Origin of the sequence: Flavobacterium sp. TSSA_36 (assembly GCF_051547165.1) — a bacterium.
Lineage (GTDB): Bacteria > Bacteroidota > Bacteroidia > Flavobacteriales > Flavobacteriaceae > Flavobacterium.
The window spans coordinates 401,242-416,881 of sequence record NZ_JBPTTP010000002.1; the positions used below are offsets into that span (position 1 = coordinate 401,242).

Below are 15,640 nucleotides of genomic sequence, written 5' to 3' on the forward strand. Positions count from 1 at the left end.
TAGGTCCCTAAGCACCCCATTTGTGGTGTATAATGGAAGTTTGCTGCTTGTATATAGCAGTTAATTGTGATTTAATCAACCGTACTAAAAACCTCAAAGTCAACAATATTGAACCTTATAGATAACTAAAACAAATACCGCCATCGTACTTTTGCTTTGTAATTCATTCATAACATTTAAAAACATCTAAAATGAACAAAACAGTAATTATCACAGGTGGCACTACAGGAATTGGCAAAGCGACAGCCATTCATTTCGCAAAAAATGGTTTCAATGTAGTAGTAACAAGTCGTAACGCAGACAAAGAAACATCAGTAATCGCAGATTTTAAAGAAAATGGAATTGATGTGACTTTTTTTCCGTTGGACGTAACGCAGGAAAAACAAGTAGAATCAGTAATTCAAGAAACAGTTAAGAAATTCGGCAAATTAGATTCTATAGTAAACAACTCAGGAATTTCTTTAGGAAACGCTATTTTAGCAGATACAAAAAGTGAGGAATTAAAACAAATGCTTGACACAAATGTAATGGGCGTTTATTATGGAATGAAATACGCCATAATTGAAATGTTGAAAACAGGTGGCGGAACAATTGTAAATTTAGCATCAATTGCAGGGCTGAATGGTTTGTATGCTACCGCACAATACAATGCTTCCAAACACGCAGTAGTTGGTTTAACAAAAGGTGCGGCAATAGATTATGCACAACAAGGAATTCGCATAAACGCAGTTGCACCAGGAGCTATTAAAACAGATATATTGAAAAACGCTATCGCTTCAGGAACTTATGATGTTTCAAGTATCGAAGCTATTCATCCAATGAACCGATTAGGCGAAGTAGAAGATATTGCTAAAGCAATTTACTTTTTAGCTTCTGATGAAAACACGTTTATGACAGGAACTATTTTAAATATTGACGGTGGCTACAACGCAAAATAATCATATTATAAGGGATTGTTAGTAAACTGACAATCCTTATTTAAAAAGGTAATTATGGTAAAAAATACTCTAATTTGGTATAATGGAGAAATTTTTGAGGCTAAATTTATTTTAGGCTTCGGAGTTTTCACGCTTATTTGTTCCCTGCTTTTTTACTTTTTAGGAAATACACCCAAATCAAAATCTTTGCTTGTTCCAATGTTGATTATTAGTTTATTTTTTATAGCAACAGGAGCAAATATGATTTACTCCAATAGAACTAAAATTCAGGAAATAGAAACCAAATACAACGAAAATCCAAAGGAATTTGTTGATAATGAAATTAAGCGAGTCGAAGATTTTCAATATCTTTATCCGCTATCAATCGGCATTAGTTTGGTGTGCTTTATCGTTGCAATCGGTTTATTGTATTTTTCAAAAAACATCCATCTTCAAGCCATCGCAATTGCTTTGCTGTTTTTTGGAAGTGCAATTGCAGTTATCGACTATTTTTCAAAAGAAAGAGCGACAATTTATTATGAAAAATTAATAAGCTTCAAATTTGAAATTTGAAATGATACAAGACAGAACAAAAATAAATATATTATTTTCCTGCACAGGTGAAGCTAAAAAAGATTATGAACCTTTTGTTCAAGATTTTGCTTTGTCATATATTTTGAATGGAAAAATGATAATCAACGACGGAAGAGACGTAACAGAAATTAACAAAGGTGAAATTGCATTTATTTCAAAGAATCAATTAGTAAAAACGATAAAAACGCCCCAAGACAATAAACCGTTTATGGGGATAAGTTTTTTTTTACCCAAAGAAACACTTTACAATTATGCCAAACAAAATAACATTTTACCAAAAGGACAATACACAGGAAAACCCAATTTTATATTTCCTTACGACCCTTTTTTAAAAGGTTTTTTTGATTCGATTGTTCCGTATTTTGAAAATCCTGATGTACTTACAGAAAATTTGGCAACAATCAAAACCAACGAAGTAATAGAACTTTTGCTTAATAAAATACAAATGCAAAATATTCTTTTCTCTTTTCAGGACGATTTCAAAATTGATTTGGAAGCCTATATGAGCAGAAATTATATGCACAATATTCCATTAGAACAATTTGCAAAATTAACAGGACGAAGTTTATCTACTTTTAAAAGAGATTTTCGAGAAACATTTCAAGAAACACCAAACAAGTGGCTCATTAAAAAACGGCTTGAATTAGCTTATTTTTTAATTACCAAACAAAACAAAAAACCAGTTGATGTTTATTATGATGTTGGTTTTGTAAGTTTTGCTCATTTTTCACGGACATTTAAAACAGAATTTGGGGTAAACCCATCTGAAATAGAAAAAAACCACAGTTAATCGAGTAGATCACTCCGCTAGAAACTAACGGAGTGCGCCTCTCAATTTAGCGAAGCGATATCATGAAATCCCTATAAAAATAAACAACGTATTTCATACACCACCGAACGTAAGGATCAGGTATTCGGCGGATCGTCCCGAAAACATTTGGGATGATAGGTTAAGTTCTATGTATACATTTGTAAAAGATTGATACCCTCGTTGTCTTTGTCGTTTCAAAGTAATAGTAGTACTCAAAATAGGACTTTGGGCTATTGACCATTTAAATGCAATAATTAAATTAAAACACACTATGCTAATAAATTTCCAAGAAAATGACATAAGTTTAGAGTCTCAATGGAGAGCGATTATTTTATTTGGGAAAAATTCAGCAACATACAAATTTGCATTTGGGAAAGCATTGTTACAACTAGCTTCAAAAGAAACTAACAACATAACTCTTGAACAACTCTCTCCTTTATTCGTAGACAGTATACTTCAACATATTAAACAAAACGACAAACAAGGCAATTCTATCTCAAGTTCGTTTCTTAAAGCATGTAGACAATACAATAATAACGAATTAACATACGAAAACTTACTCGGCAAAACAGAAAAGTTGGGCTTTGTGAATGTTATTGATGCATTTCAAAACGTAAATGGTGGTATGATTCCTAATAAGTTTTATGAAAAAGACTTCAATGGCAAAACAAAACAAATTGTAATTAAAGACGATTTGCTAAAGCTCAAAGAGAGTGTTCAGTTTTCAAATCTTGATAATGAAGTTGAGGCGCGTTGGAACTTGGTCGAAACGGCCTGGAATATAGACATAAATCCAAACTTATTAGAAGTAAAAATTGATGAAGATTTACAAACATTATTTTTAGAAAGCGACTTGATGAGAAGAAAAGACATAACTTCTGCAAGAGCTTCTTTAAATGGCTATCAAAAAGGTAAATGTTTTTATTCATTCCAAGACATTTCAATCCTTTCTGGCGACAACAATATTTGTGCAGTAGATCATTTTTTTCCACATGTTCACAAACTTAAACTTAATGAAATTGGCTCAAATGTAAATGGTATTTGGAATCTTGTATTAGCTGACAAATACGTTAACTTAGACAAAAGTGCAAAAATACCAGAATTAAAATATTTGGAAAGATTATACAAAAGAAATGAATTTTACATTGCAAGCAAGCATCCTTTGGGCGAAACTATAGTTAACCAAACAGGTAAAACCTCAAAAGAAAGACGTTCATTTTTACAACGCCAATATGATTTATCAGTAAATTTGTCCATCCAAAAATGGAAACCATTATTTGAACTTGATCCTTTATTTTAATGAAAGATTTTACGGCAATAGCGCATGATAGGATAATATATAAGGACGACTATTTCTTTATAATTAAAGACGGTTTCCCTGTAAACCTTGGACATTTATTAATCATTTCAAATGAAGTTAGAAAAGATTTTTTTGAATTAACCGACAATGAAAAAAGTCAGCTTCCAAAGACAATTGAAAAAGCCAAAGAATTTATTAGCCAGGAATTTAATCCAGATGGTTATAATATTGGAATGAACTGTGGTGAAACTGCAGGTCAGACGGTATTCCATTTTCATTGTCATTTAATACCTCGCTATAAAGGCGACATGGATAATCCAAGAGGCGGCGTAAGACATGTTATACCTGCTAAGGGGAATTATTAACATTAAAACCATGGGCAATATTATGTCTTTAAACGAGGATTTACTAGTTTTAATAGCTTTACTTTTACTTCCTCGAAAGTGATTTGAAAACCACCAATAAAAAATCACTTGCGTCATCCCCAAAATTAAACCTATAATTTCTTTAAAAGTATACTATTCTACAATATCTTGAATAAATTTGAGCTAACGAAATCGAAAACTACCAATCCCTGCCCCATCTACATAGCAATGATTTTAGTAATCTTAGGACGTTACATTGCTGTGGACGCTCATCATCGTTGATTTGTCTCATATGACGTTTCAGTTCGTCAGTACCGGATTTTGTCGTCTCGCTTCCTTCAATACTTCGCAGTAAACCACCTTGCGATGTACTTATGGTTCGGGATTTCACTTCGCCCATAAGGGACTTGAACCCTCTGGTAAATAACACACTGTAAGATTTGTTTTCTAATTCCGAATTTGTATTTTCGAATTTTTATCAAAGCATACAGCGTGTGTCCTGCTCATGCAGGGCAAACACAGCGGTTTTAAGAAATTGGGGATTTAGTATTTAATGGAAAGGTCTTTTTGTATATTTGGCTTTAGTCCTAATTGAATGGTTTGGGAACAATAATTCCCAACTTCTCAAATCCGGCGGGACGTTGTGCTACATAATTAAGAACTTTACGTAAATTGAAGTGTTTGAAAAAAATTTTTAAGGAATACAAAGTCGATAAGAAAAATCTTGTAAATCGACTTAATATAGAAAAAAATAACATCGATACTATTGAATTAAGCGATTCAATAGAAAAACTCATATGTTTTTTAATTTCTGCTGAAGACCATCGATTTTATTATCATTTCGGATTTGATATAATCGCAATTTTGAGAGCGGTAAAAAATAGGATAATATGGAACAAGTTTGAAGGTGCTAGCACTATTGAGCAACAATTAGTAAGAGTATTAACTAATAAATATGAACGAAATTTAAGCCGAAAAATAAATGAAATTATTTTAGCATATTCATTAAAAAAAACTCTAACTAAAAGAGAAATAGCTTTGATCTATTTAAATATTGCTTATTATGGATCTAATCTAGAAGGTTTAAATAAAATTTTGAACAAATTTGGATTAAAACCTGAAAATGAAATAAATGATCAAATTTGTGCCGAAGTTGTGGCTCGACTAAAGTATCCTGAGCCAGCAAAAAATAGTAGTCACAAATTAATTTTAATCAAAAAAAGAACTTCCCATATAAGATTTCTTTATAAAAAACATAGCTCAAATAAATATTTAAATTATTATGATAAACATAATTGATTATATTAAACTTTCACAGGAAGCAAAATCCATTACTGGATTATATACAAGTCCAGATTTATTTTTAAAGAATTACTTTGAGTTGGACGAATTGGAGCAAAAATCATATATAAATCATTTAATTATAAACAATGTTCGATTTGCATTTAGAAATAATCCATTATTATATGAAAATCTAACGCAATATTTAAGCGATAAACTTAATATTAGTAAAAACCAAATTAAATTAATTGGTAGTGCAAAAACAGGATTTTCAATAAGTCCAAATCCTGATTTCGGAAAAGTATTTAGTGAAAAAAGTGACTTGGATTTTGCTATTATAGATGAAAAACTATTTACTGAATCCGTGAATGAATATAAATTTTGGAAAAAGAATTTTGATGAAGGAAAATATCCCGAGCAACTACAAAATAAATATTGGTTGGATAATTTTGAAAATTTAAAGCATCAAAGCAAAAGAGGATTCATTGATACATACAAAATTCCAAATTATACTGATTTTAAAACCACACAAGGACTAAACAACAGCCTTTCTCTTATAGTTGCTAATTTGGAAACATTTCATAATATTAAAGTTAAAAATGCGTCTGCAAGGATTTATAAGGATTGGAATATCTTTTTTAAACAATTACGGCTCAATACCGAAACAGTTTTATCAAAAGTAAAATAAATTACGGCGCACAATCGAGTAGACGGCTCCGCCAGCATCTAACGGAGTGCGCCTCTCAATGTAGCGAAGCGGTATCATGAAAACCCGATATCGCGGATTTACAATCCGTGACCACAACGCTAGTAAAACACTAGAAATAAAACCAGTACAATCATCATCCCATTCTTTTCTAGGAGCAGCAATCATAGCGCTTAATTAGGAAACATCGTCCCGCTATCCGCTACAATCTCTAGTGCCGAACCCCGGCACTAGAGGATTTCCACTACTATCGGGGCTATAGAGAAACATAGTACAGTATTGTAAGCATTGGGGCTTAAAAAAACTGGAAGTCCTTCTATTTTGCTTTAATAGGTGCTTTTTCATTTCAAATCACATTCCAGATCGTGCGTATTTGCAATCCGTGACTTAAGAATTACAAGATAAGTTATATCATCCAAAAACATTCCTTAAATTTGATAAGCAAATAGAATAGATAGCCCCGTACGGACAGCTCGCGAGCTGTCCCCTCGTTTCCCTTCTCGCCCTCCTATAAAAACAACAGCCCAAAAAAGCCAATCACTAAGAACTATTCACTAATAACTATAAAAATGTGCTTCCATTCCAAACAATCAAAAGCAGCCACAGAAGTAGAGCATCGATTTAAAGCCAAAATCGATAAGCTCGCACTATTCCAACCCAAGGAAAACATCAATGGCTTTGATTTCGCATTGAATCCAATTATTACTGATGAAAGACCCGAAACCATTACGCATTACAATTGGGGCTTAATTCCCTCTTGGTCCAAAGACGAGGAAATAAAAAAACTAACCCTCAACGCTAGAATTGAAACCATTACAGAAAAGCCCTCTTTTAGAAACGTAGTCAACCAACGTTGTTTGGTTATCGCTAATGGCTTTTATGAATGGCAATGGCACGATACCAAAGGAAAAAACAAATCAAAATTTGAAATAGGCTTAGAAAATGAAGAATTGTTCGCTTTTGCAGGATTATATTCAATATGGCAAAATCCAACAACAGGTGAAGAAAAAAACACCTATACCATTGTAACCACAGAAGCCAATCCCTTGATGGCAGAAATTCACAACATCAAAAAAAGAATGCCAATCATACTTCGTCCAGAAGACGAACAAAAATGGCTACAACAAGAACCAATCCAAAAATTCGCCTATCCCTATGAAGTAAATTTGGTAGCAAAGAACCTAAACTTCAATACCCTCTTTTAAGCACGACTTCCCTTCAAAAAACTAAAATTACACGTTCGCCGTAAACCTTCATATTTTACCTATCACATGCCACCGCTGGCCAACGCGCAAGAAAAAAGGACTGTCAAGGTTTTTGTCCCTACCCGCATCAAGCACTTTGCCTGCTGGAAGAAGTACAGTCTATCCCTCCAATTCCCGCTAGCCAGCAGCCAAAGAGCTTGCCCACCGCGCCAACAAAAACACGTACGCTGCGCAACTCATGCCAGTCCTTTTTTCCCCCAAGCTATTTTACATAATGAGACATTATAGTTCATGAAATCAAGTCTTTACTATCATTCATCTACAGGTCATGAACTATAATATCATTATGTAAAATAGCCGCTCACCCCACGCGCTAGCCAGTGGTTCCAGGACCACTTTTTTTGCAGCTCCCATCGCACCACCCAGCTACAAAAAAAACGGTCCTTCACCACTGGCCTCAACAAGACCCCTTTTCATAAGATGTTTTGTGTTCTTCCCCTTTTTTTTCACGTTTCCGTTCCCTGTTTTTAAATACGGTGTGTTTAAATCGGTAGTGTTTGCATTGCTTTTGTGAGTGCCTTACCGTATCTAACTAGCATCCTGCTGCACTTCAAACTTTTTACTATTTGCTATTTAGGCACCCACAAAACCAAATTCCCGGCAAGAGTGTGGTTTTGTAAGGGCCACAAATACCCTGCTAATTGGTTTCCCGCTGGTTCAATGCTTTCCTTTTTCAAACAGAAACCCGTTTTCAGTCGATAAGGTCTACTTAAGCCAAAACACCATCGAACAGCATCGCCCCAGCAGAAAACCAATCACAAAATAACTACTCAGCCCTTACAAAACCACACCCTTGCCTGCGCTACTGCCCCATCACACTAGGAAGTAGTAGTGTTGCTTTTTGAAGAGGCTTCACCGTCAAGCATCACACCCCGACTGACCACTTTAACCTGCTCACTGAACACTATTCCAGCCTCCTCAAAAACCAAATTCCCAGCAAGAGTGTGGTTTTGAAGTGCCAACAACATCCTTTTTCTAATCACTTTTTCGGTCTTCCTTCTTACTCCTCCACTTCGCTGACGGCACTTCAAAACCACACCCTTGCCTGCCCTACTGCCCCACCACACTAGGAAGTAGTAGTGTCGCTTTTTGAGGAGGCTTCCCCGTATGGTATCACATCCTGACTGAACACTTTAACCTGCTCACTGAACACTATTCCAGCCTCCTCAAAAACCAAATTTCCGAACACCATTTATCTAAATCCACATAGTAGTGCATCGCATGAAAAAATAAAAAAAAAGAGAGCGAAGGTAAGTTCCAGGTATTCAAAAAAGCAAGTTCAAGCCCTCTGGGTTTCAGTAAAAATCTCCACCCTCGTTCTGTACTTTTTTCAAAACCTTTTGATTATTCCAGTTAACTGCTCCTATCAAATTCTCTTATGGATTCCCGGGTAGTATTTTTCCTGAAAAACTTGCTTTTTTGAAACCTTCCACTTCAAGAGAGTGCTTTCTTTTTTTTTCTTTTTTTTCTTTTCAAAAAATTTTATAGATGTCGAGGAAGGCGAGACGTCTTGGGAAAATAAGAAGTAAAAATGGAAAATCTAACCCTTAAAAATTTAGCACTATGTTACACTTCTTGATCAAAACCCACAAAAATGGAACGCACTACAAACAGCCTCATTTTTTTATTTTAAACAAAGGAATGAATAGCGGCAAGCCTCAAAAAGAGAGCTTCACCAACAGCTTTGTAATTATTTGCAAATCGGAAGCAGAGGTAGAAGATAGTTTCTGGATCGCTTTCTCACTTTGGAAAACAAAATTCTGGCACCAGCACCTCATCGGCTCGGTAATTCCCTTTATCCGTTTGGCCGAATTCCAAAAAGAATTCATCAGCAAATCAACGCAATTAATGCAGGAACACGAGGAACACCAAAAAAATATCGAAGCCTTAAAACTCCTAGAACAACAGGAAAAAAGGTTCAATCAAAACATCATCCTCATAAATGATTTAAGAAAAACCATTTTATACCGCTATATAAATAAATAAAATCAGAAACTCCACTCCTCTTTTATCATAGGAGTGGAAATTATCTATTCCCACAAAAATAGTTTCTACTGACTATATCAAAGTTTAATTTTTTTGTAAAATAGCTAAAATTGTAAATATTTTATTGATAATTTATTTGTTAAATTATTTACATTTGGCCCGCATAATCTAAACTAAAAAACTGACAACAATAAACAATAAAAAAATAGTACACATGAAAAAATATTTTATCCATAATGGACAAACGGAATTAGGCCCTTTTGATCTTGCTGATTTAAATAATCTAAAAATTTTTGATACAACACCTATTTGGCATGAAGGCTTAACGAATTGGACTATAGCAGGCAATTTAATAGAATTGAATTCACTTTTTCATAATTCAATGAGTCCACCACCATTTGAGGGTTTAAATAATAGTAAAATGAATGTGCCTCATTTCAACAATACAGAACATATTACTATTTCAAAATCACCAAAACCAAAATCTACCATCTGGAAAAAAGTACTCTTTGGTAGTATTATTCTATGCTGCTCAATAGGTTTATATGCATATGTCTTAAGTTTTGACACATATACACCCAATAATAATCCAGACATTTATGCTACGTCAGAAGTAACAAATTATGAGCAAGAAGAGAGAGATCGAATCAATGCTGAATTAACTATAAAAAACAGAAAATACAGAAATAATATTAATGATTATGTGGGTTCAAGTACAAATCAATATTCATATGCGTTATTAGGAGGCATTAGTAATTTAGACATTACCGTAACAAATAACACTGAGTACACGTTAGACAATGTTACTGTTGCTGTCGATTACATTAAAGATAATGGAGACACCTTCAAAACAGAATATGTGACCTTTTATAATATTCCTGCAAACCAAGATAAATCAATTTCAGCACCTGATAGTGACCGAGGAACCTCCGTAAGTACAAAAATTGAATCAGTCTATTCGAAAAAAATGCATATTTGCTACGATAGTAATGTCATTCCTAATACAGGAGACATAGATCCATATTTTTGTAAAAAATAAGATAGTTTTCAGTATAAAAATTGCCACAAAAAAAGCCTGATCCAATCGGACCAGGCTTTCCTATAAATTCAGGAAAAGGTTACCAAGCCAAACCCGAATTCTCACTGAATTTATTTCAGTGTCTCTTTCTTAATTTTGTCAACCATTTTAAAAGGAGCGAAACCACAAAACTAACTATCGCTCCTATTACTGCCAAGATAATCGTTTTAAGAATATCTTCCGAAAAAATGTTGGGTGCAATACTCAACAAAGTTCCTGAGGCAATACCCCATCAGCGAAGTCTACTGACTTTGCACTTTTTTTAACCCCGATCACACGGATTTGGAATCCGTACATCCCCAAGCCTCTTGATTGACCATAAGTGCCCTTCCCGATAAAATTAACTTTGATAGATAATTGATTTTTGGCTCCCCAATAGCTAATTGATAAAACACGCCGGATGATCAAGAGTAATTTTATCCTCTAACTAATTGTTTACAGTCGCTATTGAAAAACTTCTTGGAGAAGTTGTATAGCTAAAAATACGAAAAATCCTGTTTTAATAACTGCTTTTTGATATATTTGTTACGAACCAAAAGGAAGATTTTCACTAACTGAAGCTATGGGCAAGTTTACCACTAAAAAAGAGAATTCAAGCAAAAAAACAAAATAAATTAAATCAATGGAATATAAAGAAATTTTTGTTAATACCGTAGTAGAATGTGTAAAAACAGAAACTTACATTGGTACAGGAAATCCAAATAGTAAAATTTTAATTGTTGGAAAAGAAACAGCGACTGATATTGAAAACAAGGCAAATCTTGATGAACTTTATGTTAGATTTCAAAGAGAAAATTTACAAGATTTTAATGAAAATGCATTTAAGTGGAATTTAAATATTAAAAATAAGGTTGACGGAAATTCAATTCCTAATTGGATTGGCGGAAAAGATTCTCCTTTGAGTTCAAATCCATTATATCCCTTTAAAAGTTTACATCCAAAAATAAACAATATAAAAGAAGGTCATACCTGGAGCAAGTATCAAAAACTTCACGACTCTATTTTCATTGATAATTTATCATTGACAAAGGAAAAAGAATTTGATTTTCATAATAATTTTTTTTTGAGCGAAATGAATAGTTCACCAGCTAAATTTACAAAAGACGCTAACAAAAGCGGTATTCCAAATAGAAAACAATTTTTCAAAGAAAACGAGTTTTTTCAGAATTTCCCAGTGGTTATTTTAGCTTGTAGTAACTACATCAATGGAAATGAAATAGAAAATATTTTCAACGTAAATTTTGCTAAACAATGTGGAGTTGGGAAACAATTATTTTGGACACATTATAATTCCGATAGAACAAAATTGGTCATTCATACAAGACAATTAAGTACAAATGTTTCAAATAAACTATTAAAAGATATTGCAAACGAAGTACGCAATTTCACAAACTAAAAATTAAAATTATGGCAGTTTATAAATTAAAAGCAAAAGGCAATTACGGGAATATGGCTAAAGGATATGAATTTCAGGTAAATTCTTCTACAATTCCGACACCAGATTCAAATGACATCGAAAAAGAAATTGAAAGATTAGGTTTCAATTCTCAAGCAAAGTCATATAAAAGTGCAGGAAATTTTGAAGTAACAAAACTATAGTACTAAAAAACAAAACCTGCCCACAACAGCAAGGTTTTCGTTGCGTGCGTAGCACGAACAATGAAACCCAATGGCGAATTTATAAATTTTCAAAGTGAACTGACGAAATTATCTGTGCCAACAAAATTTTTAAAATACTCGAAATAAAACAAGCACAATCATCATCACTTTCTTTTCTCGGAGCTGCAATCATTGCGCTATATCTGGCAACAAATTCATTTGTCTCAGATTTACAATATATTAACAGAATAAAGTTTTCTGATAAGGAAGAGGATTTAATGAATGAATTGGATGAAATTTATTTTACAATAAAAATTTATAATTGGAAATTCAATAACCGCGATAGAGAAAAAATGGAGTATAGAATTATCAATGAAAACAATAAAGCATTAAATAATTGCTTAAATACTTAAAATAAAGGATACGATTTACTAAAGAAAAAATCCCTAGGCGAAAACACAATTAAAGAGTATAAAAACAAAAAAATAAATTACATATCAAAAAATATGCTAACAAATACGGATATATTTTTTTAGGGTTAACGATTTATGCTTTTATTATGTGTTACCTTTTTTTGATTTCTTAGTTAAAACTGTATAAAATGAATAAATAACGAAAATTATAAAAATAATTTAGTAATCAAAGCAATAAAAAAACTATGTCTAAACATGGAACAATAAGAAGATATACTCTAATACTAGAAAAAATTAAAAAAAGTGACTTTCCTACTTTTTCAATAATTAAGAATTATCTTTTTGATCATGGTTTTGAAGTTGGAGATAGAACTATTCAAAGAGATATTGAGCAAATCAGATTTGAATTTGGAATTGAAATTATGTACAACCGGGACAAAAAAGGATATTTTATTGATTATGACAACAGCCTTGATGTCAACTCTTTTTTTAGATTTTTAGAAATTGTCAATACTGCAGAATTACTCTCTGAAAGCTTATCAGAAAGCCGCGACACAATAAAGTTTATTTCTTTTGATTCTGGAGGTGGTTTAAAAGGAATTGAGAATCTAAAACTACTACTAAAAGCTGTAAAAGAAAATAGACAAATTGTATTTGATCATTGTAATTTTCAAACTGATAAAATCAAGAAGCATTATTTAAAACCGTATCTTCTCAAAGAATATCAAAATCGCTGGTATGTAGTTGGATTATCCGATGATTTCAAAGATTTCAGGTCTTATGGGATTGATCGAATTACTAATCTTGAATTACTAACCGAAAATTTTAAAAGAGATGATAAATTAGATCCAATTGAAAATTTTAACAATACAATTGGACTAGTTTATTCAAAAAGTACACTTCAAAAAATAGTATTGTCTTTTACAAGTTTTCAAGGAAAATACATTAATACCTTACCTTTTCATAGTTCTCAAAAAACACTTATCGATAATGAAACTGAATTTGTGGTTTCACTAAATATAATTCCAAATTATGAGTTAATACAACAAATTTTAAGACATGGCGAAACTGTAAAAGTAATAGAACCGAAATGGTTAGCTGATGAAATCAAAGGGATTTTAAAGCGTACGTTAAAAAAATATCATGATAAGTAAAATAACTATTACGTCATAATTTGGCGAAGTAGCGATATACATTTGGTTCCTAACTTAATACTATTTGAAATGGAAACAAAATGTGCAAAAACAAAAGAAAGTTTTTTAATGAAACAAAAATTACTTGATAATGCAAGAGTAATTTTAAAACAAGAATTTATTGGTATTGATACTATTATAGATGAAGTCGTTGATAATTTGAGTAGTTGGTTTTTTTTGCCAGAAATTCAAGAAAAACCAGTTGTTGTTAATTTATGGGGGCTTACAGGTGTAGGTAAAACCTCTTTAATCAATAGACTTGTACAACTAATTAATTACGAAGAATCCTATTTTAAATTTGATTTAGGTGAAAAAGAAGGAACATTTTCGTTTAGAGATTCTCTTGAAGAACTATGCCAAAACAGCGAAAATGTGCCTGTTATTATTGCTTTAGATGAAATTCAACACAGCAGGACAGTTTCTGGCCCATATCGTCAAGAACTGGAAAATGATAAAAATCGCATGATTTGGGAGTTAATTGATTCTGGAACCATTCACTATATTCAATGGCGTATGGGTTTATGGGCTTTCGAGGATTTGATTTACAAATTAGAACATTTACTTAAAAATGGTGTCAAAGTTAAAAAGGGAATAGTGACCCATAAAACCGAATTATACTGCAATGAAATGGCACTTGAAATGGAAGCAGGCAAAAAAATACATTTTGTTCCTGAAGAGCAATTTGAACGTATAATTGATTTTGCAGGTTCAAAATTAAATCTTCATTTAAAACATGATGTAAAAAAAATCCTGATGGAGTTTTCTGGTGAAGAATCTTTATACTTTCTTAAAAAAGTATTCAAAATTGGAAAGAGGCCAGCGATAAAGAATTTTACAAAATCACTAATTTTTGTATTAGGCAATTTAGATGAAGCCTATTCAATGAGTGATAATTTTAGTGCTGATATTGATGCGGATGAATTTAATAAACTATCTCAAAAAATAACAATACCAGCCATAAAAAAAGCGCTCCAATGTCGCTTTAGGAATGAACAAATTGCTAGATTAGGAAATATCCATATTATATATCCGGCACTTAACAGGGCTTCCTATCAAAAAATTATAGAAAACGAACTTCAAAAATATGCCGCACATTTAACCAAACTGTTTCAATGTGAGGTGTTTTTTGATACAACTGTAAACGAATTAATTTACACCGAAGGTGTTTACCCAACTCAAGGGGTTAGACCAATTTTTACTTCAATTCATCAAGTGTTGAAAAGCAAAATAAGTCTATTCTATAAGGAACTTTTAATAACTGATTTAAAAGTGAACCAGATGTGCTTTTCAATTCGAAATAAAAAACTATGTTGTAATTTTCACAATAATGAGGAAACAATCCTTAGTATAGAAACCGATATTATCACTACTCTCGAAAATGCACGACAAAACAAAAATGATGATCTTCAAGCTATTGTTGCTGTTCACGAAAGTGGACATACTGTCTTGTCTATTGCATTATTAAATACAATTCCTGATGTAGTTTATTCAATTACTTCAGATGCTGATAATAATGGTTTTGTATATTCAAGTTTACCTTGGAAGTATGTATCTAGAAAAGAAATTATTCCTAGAGTAGCTATGATGTTAGGGGGATATGTAGCCGAGGAATTAATCTTTGGAAAAGACAATTTAACGACAGGAGCTGCTAGTGATATAGAAAAAGCAACGGAATTTTTATCTGTAATGTTTAAAAATAACGGAATGGGGAATAATCCTATTAAGTATAGCATCCCCCAAAAAGAAGAAACATTTTCATATCACAATTACGTAGATGTGGAATTGGAAATCAAAGATACATTATTAGAAGCAAAAATATTAGCTGAAAAAACATTAGCCTCCGAAAAAAGTCTACTTCTTGCTCTATCTGATTTCTTGAGTGATAATCGAATGTTAAGAAAAAAGGAGATTATTTCCTTTGCAGATTCTTTTATGACAAAGAAAATCAATGTAATTGAGAATGGTGATCTTCTATTTTATCGAAATCACCTAAAATCTCTAATTAGTACAAATATGATACAAAGTAAAATTTTCTGTGTTGAAAATGTAATTTCACTCAACAAAGAATAAAACTTGTTAATGTATGAAAGAACATAAACTACATAATTATTACTGAATTATGGATTATTAGT

At 32.3% G+C, this 15,640-nt stretch carries 14 protein-coding genes and 1 pseudogene; all 15 read left to right on the forward strand.

Annotation, left to right across the window (positions count from 1 at the left end):
- Positions 1-191 precede the first annotated feature (191 nt).
- The 15 genes and pseudogenes from ACSVH7_RS05780 (at position 192) to ACSVH7_RS05850 (ending at position 15,578) form a co-directional block, all read left to right on the forward strand.
- Positions 192-938, forward strand: coding sequence for an SDR family NAD(P)-dependent oxidoreductase (locus tag ACSVH7_RS05780; RefSeq protein WP_438065742.1), 747 nt, complete (start codon positions 192-194; stop codon positions 936-938).
- A gap of 54 nt (positions 939-992) precedes the next feature.
- The gene (locus ACSVH7_RS05785; RefSeq protein ID WP_438065743.1) at positions 993-1,490 is read left to right on the forward strand and encodes a hypothetical protein; all 498 of its coding nucleotides are present in this window, start codon (positions 993-995) and stop codon (positions 1,488-1,490) included.
- A 1-nt stretch (position 1,491) separates the two neighbouring features.
- The gene (locus ACSVH7_RS05790) at positions 1,492-2,301 is read left to right on the forward strand and encodes a helix-turn-helix domain-containing protein (protein ID WP_438065744.1); all 810 of its coding nucleotides are present in this window, start codon (positions 1,492-1,494) and stop codon (positions 2,299-2,301) included.
- Positions 2,302-2,593: 292 nt separating this feature from the next.
- Positions 2,594-3,622 carry an HNH endonuclease gene (locus ACSVH7_RS05795; protein ID WP_438065745.1) on the forward strand — a complete coding sequence of 343 codons (1,029 nt, stop codon included), beginning with the start codon at positions 2,594-2,596 and terminating at the stop codon, positions 3,620-3,622.
- Positions 3,622-3,987 carry an HIT family protein gene (locus ACSVH7_RS05800; protein WP_438065746.1) on the forward strand — a complete coding sequence of 122 codons (366 nt, stop codon included), beginning with the start codon at positions 3,622-3,624 and terminating at the stop codon, positions 3,985-3,987. Before ACSVH7_RS05795 ends, ACSVH7_RS05800 begins: the two co-directional genes overlap by 1 nt.
- 681 nt (positions 3,988-4,668) lie before the next feature.
- A complete protein-coding gene (locus ACSVH7_RS05805) occupies positions 4,669-5,286 on the forward strand; it encodes a biosynthetic peptidoglycan transglycosylase (protein WP_438065747.1) in 618 nt (205 codons plus the stop codon).
- The gene (locus tag ACSVH7_RS05810) at positions 5,270-5,956 is read left to right on the forward strand and encodes a hypothetical protein (protein ID WP_438065748.1); all 687 of its coding nucleotides are present in this window, start codon (positions 5,270-5,272) and stop codon (positions 5,954-5,956) included. The genes ACSVH7_RS05805 and ACSVH7_RS05810 overlap by 17 nt, the downstream gene beginning before the upstream one ends.
- Before the next feature lie 587 nt (positions 5,957-6,543).
- Complete coding sequence (locus tag ACSVH7_RS05815) at positions 6,544-7,179, forward strand: SOS response-associated peptidase (protein WP_438065749.1); 636 nt, start codon at positions 6,544-6,546, stop codon at positions 7,177-7,179.
- Positions 7,180-8,802: 1,623 nt separating this feature from the next.
- Entirely contained in the window at positions 8,803-9,225 is a 423-nt protein-coding gene (locus tag ACSVH7_RS05820) for a DUF6943 family protein (protein ID WP_438065750.1), read from the forward strand.
- A gap of 214 nt (positions 9,226-9,439) precedes the next feature.
- A pseudogene (locus ACSVH7_RS05825) lies at positions 9,440-9,574 on the forward strand (DUF4339 domain-containing protein); the annotation flags it as partial.
- Between the two features lie 72 nt (positions 9,575-9,646).
- Positions 9,647-10,264 carry a hypothetical protein gene (locus ACSVH7_RS05830; RefSeq protein WP_438065938.1) on the forward strand — a complete coding sequence of 206 codons (618 nt, stop codon included), beginning with the start codon at positions 9,647-9,649 and terminating at the stop codon, positions 10,262-10,264.
- 661 nt (positions 10,265-10,925) lie between these two features.
- Complete coding sequence (locus ACSVH7_RS05835; protein ID WP_438065751.1) at positions 10,926-11,699, forward strand: hypothetical protein; 774 nt, start codon at positions 10,926-10,928, stop codon at positions 11,697-11,699.
- Between the two features lie 11 nt (positions 11,700-11,710).
- Positions 11,711-11,902, forward strand: coding sequence for a hypothetical protein (locus ACSVH7_RS05840; protein WP_438065752.1), 192 nt, complete (start codon positions 11,711-11,713; stop codon positions 11,900-11,902).
- 658 nt (positions 11,903-12,560) lie between these two features.
- Positions 12,561-13,469 (forward strand): helix-turn-helix transcriptional regulator, encoded by a 909-nt coding sequence (locus tag ACSVH7_RS05845; RefSeq protein ID WP_438065753.1) that lies wholly within the window; start codon positions 12,561-12,563, stop codon positions 13,467-13,469.
- A 69-nt stretch (positions 13,470-13,538) separates the two neighbouring features.
- Positions 13,539-15,578, forward strand: a complete 2,040-nt coding sequence (locus tag ACSVH7_RS05850) for a hypothetical protein (RefSeq protein ID WP_438065754.1) — start codon at positions 13,539-13,541, stop codon at positions 15,576-15,578.
- Positions 15,579-15,640: the final 62 nt, after the last annotated feature.

Bases quoted from the DNA above. Each gene is read 5' to 3' on its own strand.
- ACSVH7_RS05820 (WP_438065750.1), top strand. From the start codon at position 8,803: ATGTTACACTTCTTGATCAAAACCCACAAAAATGGAACGCACTACAAA.
- ACSVH7_RS05810 (WP_438065748.1), top strand. From the start codon at position 5,270: ATGATAAACATAATTGATTATATTAAACTTTCACAGGAAGCAAAATCC.
- ACSVH7_RS05815 (WP_438065749.1), top strand. From the start codon at position 6,544: ATGTGCTTCCATTCCAAACAATCAAAAGCAGCCACAGAAGTAGAGCAT.
- ACSVH7_RS05795 (WP_438065745.1), top strand. From the start codon at position 2,594: ATGCTAATAAATTTCCAAGAAAATGACATAAGTTTAGAGTCTCAATGG.
- ACSVH7_RS05845 (WP_438065753.1), top strand. From the start codon at position 12,561: ATGTCTAAACATGGAACAATAAGAAGATATACTCTAATACTAGAAAAA.
- ACSVH7_RS05850 (WP_438065754.1), top strand. From the start codon at position 13,539: ATGGAAACAAAATGTGCAAAAACAAAAGAAAGTTTTTTAATGAAACAA.
- ACSVH7_RS05835 (WP_438065751.1), top strand. From the start codon at position 10,926: ATGGAATATAAAGAAATTTTTGTTAATACCGTAGTAGAATGTGTAAAA.
- ACSVH7_RS05800 (WP_438065746.1), top strand. From the start codon at position 3,622: ATGAAAGATTTTACGGCAATAGCGCATGATAGGATAATATATAAGGAC.
- ACSVH7_RS05840 (WP_438065752.1), top strand. From the start codon at position 11,711: ATGGCAGTTTATAAATTAAAAGCAAAAGGCAATTACGGGAATATGGCT.
- ACSVH7_RS05830 (WP_438065938.1), top strand. From the start codon at position 9,647: ATGAATGTGCCTCATTTCAACAATACAGAACATATTACTATTTCAAAA.
- ACSVH7_RS05780 (WP_438065742.1), top strand. From the start codon at position 192: ATGAACAAAACAGTAATTATCACAGGTGGCACTACAGGAATTGGCAAA.
- ACSVH7_RS05790 (WP_438065744.1), top strand. From the start codon at position 1,492: ATGATACAAGACAGAACAAAAATAAATATATTATTTTCCTGCACAGGT.
- ACSVH7_RS05785 (WP_438065743.1), top strand. From the start codon at position 993: ATGGTAAAAAATACTCTAATTTGGTATAATGGAGAAATTTTTGAGGCT.